The following is a 3,927-nucleotide window of genomic DNA, read 5'->3' as shown; positions in this document are numbered from 1 at the left end:
TCGGTGGTTGCGGGGGCAGGATTTGAACCTGCGGCCTTCAGGTTATGAGCCTGACGAGCTACCGGGCTGCTCCACCCCGCGTTGATAGTTTTATTATAGCATAAAGGCCGCATTTGCGGCCTTTTTGATTTGGGCTTTTTGCCCCTTTTGTGAATGAGAAGATTTTGTGTTGCGTTTTGCAGACCTGGCAGCGACCTACTCTCCCGCGTCTTGAGACGAAGTACCATTGGCGCTGGGGCGTTTCACGGCCGTGTTCGGAATGGGAACGGGTGCAGCCGCCCCGCGATAACCACCAGGTCGGCAAAACGCAACATATGTTCATGCGGAACGCATGAACATATGTTGCTCTTTATTGGATTGGCACGCCTTATCCCGTTCACTTGTCGCTCACGGGGGACGCCAATCGGCCATACGGTCGTCTCTGATATGAGGGACCAGGTGGCCAAAGCAACCTAGTTCATGTTTTCACATGACTGTTGTTTCGAGAAGCTGGGAAGCTTTCGCTTCGTTTAATTTAACACGTCTTTCTGCGACCTGTCCGTATGTTTCCCATACAGGACGCCAGTCCGTCGCGCCTTATGGCGCGCGCCGTCCGCAGGGCCTTTGGCCCGTGAGGACAGAAGATGATGTCATCAAGCTTGGCTTGATGAACATATTCAATGGGAACGAAGAAGTCGATCGAGCTATTAGTAACGGTAAGCTTCACACATTGCTGTGCTTCCACACCCGTCCTATCAACGTGGTCGTCTTCCACGGCTCTGATAGGGAACACTCGTTTTCAGGTTGGTTTCCCGCTTAGATGCCTTCAGCGGTTATCCATTCCGTATATAGCTACTCTGCTATGCCCTTGGCAGGACAACAGATCCACCAGAGATACGTCCATCCCGGTCCTCTCGTACTAGGGACAGATCCTGTCAATATTCCTACACCCACGGCAGATAGGGACCGAACTGTCTCACGACGTTCTGAACCCAACTCACGTACCGCTTTAAATGGCGAACAGCCATACCCTTGGGACCTGCTCCAGCCCCAGGATGCGATGAGTCGACATCGAGGTGCCAAACAACCCCGTCGATATGGACTCTTGGGGGTCATCAGCCTGTTATCCCCGGCGTACCTTTTATCCGTTGAGCGATGGCCCTTCCACACGGGACCACCGGATCACTATGACCGACTTTCGTCTCTGCTCGACTTGTCAGTCTCGCAGTCAGGCTAGCTTATGCCATTGCACTCGACGACCGATTTCCGACCGGTCTGAGCTAACCATCGCGCGCCTCCGTTACTCTTTCGGAGGCGACCGCCCCAGTCAAACTACCCACCATACACTGTCCCGGATCCGGATAACGGACCGCGGTTAGACATCCACGAAGATAAGGGTGGTATTTCAAGGATGGCTCCACAGAAACTGGCGTCCCTGCTTCAAAGCCTACCACCTATCCTACACATGCCTTGGCGAATGCCAGTGTAAAGCTATAGTAAAGGTGCACGGGGTCTTTCCGTCTGACCGCAGGAACCCCGCATCTTCACGGGGAATTCAATTTCACTGAGTCTATGTTGGAGACAGCGGGGAAGTCGTTACGCCATTCGTGCAGGTCGGAACTTACCCGACAAGGAATTTCGCTACCTTAGGACCGTTATAGTTACGGCCGCCGTTTACTGGGGCTTCAGTTCAGAGCTTGCACCCCTCCCTTTAACCTTCCAGCACCGGGCAGGCGTCAGACCCTATACGTCGTATTGCTACTTCGCAGAGCCCTGTGTTTTTGATAAACAGTCGCTACCCCCTGGTCTGTGCCACCCCATCATACTTGCGTACAAAAGGGTCACGCTTCTTCCGAAGTTACGCGTGCAATTTGCCGAGTTCCTTCAACATAGTTCTCTCAAGCGCCTTGGTATACTCTACCTGACCACCTGTGTCGGTTTCGGGTACGGTCTATACGGTGGAGCTATTTCCTGGAACCTCTTCGCCGCCCAACCAATCCAATAAGGTTGAACAACACACGAGATCCGTCACTACCACCAGGCCCACGAATATTAACGTGGTTCCCATCGACTACGCGTGTCCGCCTCGTCTTAGGGGCCGGCTAACCCTGCTCAGATTAACTTTAAGCAGGAACCCTTGGTCTTTCGGCGAGGGAGTCTCTCACTCCCTTTATCGTTACTCATGTCAACATTCGCACTTCCGATATCTCCAGCAGCCCTCACGGGTCCGCCTTCACAGACTTACGGAACGCTCCGCTACCACTTGCACAAAGTGCAAATCCTCAGCTTCGGTGCATGGCTTTAGCCCCGTTACATTTTCGGCGCAAAGACCCTTATTTAGACCAGTGAGCTGTTACGCTTTCTTTAAATGATGGCTGCTTCTAAGCCAACATCCTGGTTGTTTTGGGATCCTCACATCCTTTCCCACTTAGCCATGACTTGGGGACCTTAGCTGGAGGTCAGGGTTGTTGCCCTTTTCACGACGGACGTTAGCACCCGCCGTGTGTCTGCCGACTAGTACTCCTCGGTATTCGGAGTTTGGTTAGGATCAGTAAGACGGTGAGTCCCCATAGCCCATCCAGTGCTCTACCCCCGAGGGTATTCGGTCGACGCTCTACCTAAATAGATTTCGCGGAGAACCAGCTATTTCCGAGTTTGATTGGCCTTTCACCCCTAGCCACAAGTCATCCCGAACTATTGCAACAGTTATGGGTTCGGCCCTCCAGTTGGTGTTACCCAACCTTCAGCCTGCTCATGGCTAGATCACTCGGTTTCGGGTCTAATGCAACTAACTCAATCGCCCTATTCAGACTCGCTTTCGCTGCGCCTACACCTACCGGCTTAAGCTTGCTAGTTACACTAAGTCGTTGACCCATTATACAAAAGGTACGCCGTCACCCTTGCGGGCTCCGACTGTTTGTAGGCATCCGGTTTCAGGTTCTATTTCACTCCCCTCGTCGGGGTGCTTTTCACCTTTCCCTCACGGTACTTGTTCGCTATCGGTCATGCACGAGTACTTAGGCTTGGAGAGTGGTCTCCCCATGTTCAGACAGGATTTCACGTGTCCCGCCCTACTCAAGGACAATGACTGTTCTACGCGTAAGGGGCTATCACCCTCTATGGCCGACTTTTCCAAATCGTTCCGCTTTATTCATCATTGCCACTGGCCTGGTCCGCGTTCGCTCGCCACTACTTGCGGAGTCTCGGTTGATGTCCTTTCCTGCAGGTACTTAGATGTTTCAGTTCCCTGCGTTCGCTTCTTACCCCTATGTATTCGAAAGTAAGATACCTTATCACAATGCTTGGAAACCCAAGCCGTCGAAGACGGTTTGGATTTTCCAAGCATTTAAGGTGGGTTGCCCCATTCGGAGATCCATGGATCAAAGCTTATTCGCAGCTCCCCACGGCTTTTCGCAGCGTATCACGTCCTTCTTCGCCTGTGCATGCCAAGGCATCCACCAAATGCCCTTAATTCACTTCTTCGTTCTCATTGTCTATGCTCATCCATAGCCGTTCCAAAGGAACGGCAACCTGATTACCTTTTACAATCAGATCATTTCCTGATGACATCGACGTGTCGGTACGGTCTTCTTTGAGGGCACGCCGGTGCACCTCGAAGCCATACCATTAAGACCAGCTTCTCGAGATATCATCCGGTGATGCGCGGTCAGGCAACACCAATCCAGCATCTTCATCAGAGGAACCGAGGTTCCAACAACAAAAATGCCTCGGACAAGCTTTCCTTCCTACCTCCAATCCCTCCGCCAATTCCGGCCGACTAAGCCATCTCATGGTTTCTCTGGGACTGGGCTCGGACGCTTCAAACCACAAGGGCTTAAAACACCTGGAAGCTTCCAGACATATCTTCTCTTCACAATGTATTCAGAACAGGCATCAATCCTTAGCAGGACGATGCAAACTTTTATTTCTTCAGAAGACAATTCGCAG

At 52.2% G+C, this 3,927-nt stretch carries 1 tRNA gene and 2 rRNA genes; all 3 read right to left on the bottom strand.

Annotated features, from left to right (window positions below):
- Positions 1 to 4: 4 nt before the first annotated feature.
- Positions 5 to 81, bottom strand: a tRNA-Met gene (locus tag ACQZ5N_RS26255).
- Between the two features lie 101 nt (positions 82 to 182).
- A 5S ribosomal RNA gene (gene rrf / locus ACQZ5N_RS26250) occupies positions 183 to 297 on the bottom strand.
- A gap of 368 nt (positions 298 to 665) precedes the next feature.
- A 23S ribosomal RNA gene (locus ACQZ5N_RS26245) occupies positions 666 to 3,462 on the bottom strand.
- Positions 3,463 to 3,927 lie beyond the last annotated feature (465 nt).

This window comes from Agrobacterium sp. 22-221-1, assembly GCF_053522445.1.
The sequence above is the reverse complement of the archived record's forward strand: the minus strand, read 5'-3'. Positions and strand labels throughout refer to the sequence as shown.